This is a genomic window from Burkholderia sp. HAN2018 (genome assembly GCF_024704855.1).
In the GTDB taxonomy this organism is placed as follows: Bacteria; Pseudomonadota; Gammaproteobacteria; order Burkholderiales; family Burkholderiaceae; genus Burkholderia; species Burkholderia cepacia.
The window spans coordinates 1-544 of the sequence record NZ_QOBB01000563.1; the positions used below are offsets into that span (position 1 = coordinate 1).

Consider the following 544-nt stretch of genomic DNA (forward strand, 5'->3'; position numbering starts at 1 on the left):
GTCGCGCTCGTGGCGCTCTGGTGCGTGCCGCGCGCGCCCGGCTGGGCGCTGGCGGCCGGGTGGGTCGCGCTGGCGCTCGCGTGTGTCGCGTGGATCTACCGGCGCGGCGCACCCGGCGCGTTCCAGAAGGATGCGCACGGGCGTTTCCCGGTCGTCATCCGCTGGCTGCTCGCGCCGACGATCGCCGGCGCATTCGTCAATTCGCGGCTGTGGACGTTCCGGCAGCCGGCGCCGGTGCGGATCGACGAACGCGTGTCGCTCGGCCGCACGCCGACCACATCCGACGTGCGCCGCCACGGTTTCACGGCGCTGGTCGACCTGACAGCCGAAATGCCGCGCTGGGCGGCGGCCGACGCATCGCTCGCCTATGCGAGCGTGCCGCAGCTCGACCTCGTCGCGCCGACGGCCGCGCAACTTGCGCAGGCCGTCGCGGCGCTCGAACGCCTGCACGGGGAAGGGCGCGACGTGCTGGTCTGCTGCGCGCTCGGCTACGGGCGCAGCGTGCTGTGCGCGGCCGCGTGGCTGGCGGCGCGACGCGGGTTCG

At 75.2% G+C, this 544-nt stretch carries 1 protein-coding gene; it reads left to right on the forward strand.

Going from position 1 to position 544, the window contains the following annotated elements; all coding sequences use genetic code 11:
- On the forward strand, window positions 1-544 hold a 544-nt coding region (locus DPV74_RS41790; protein ID WP_205572003.1), incomplete at both ends, for a dual specificity protein phosphatase family protein.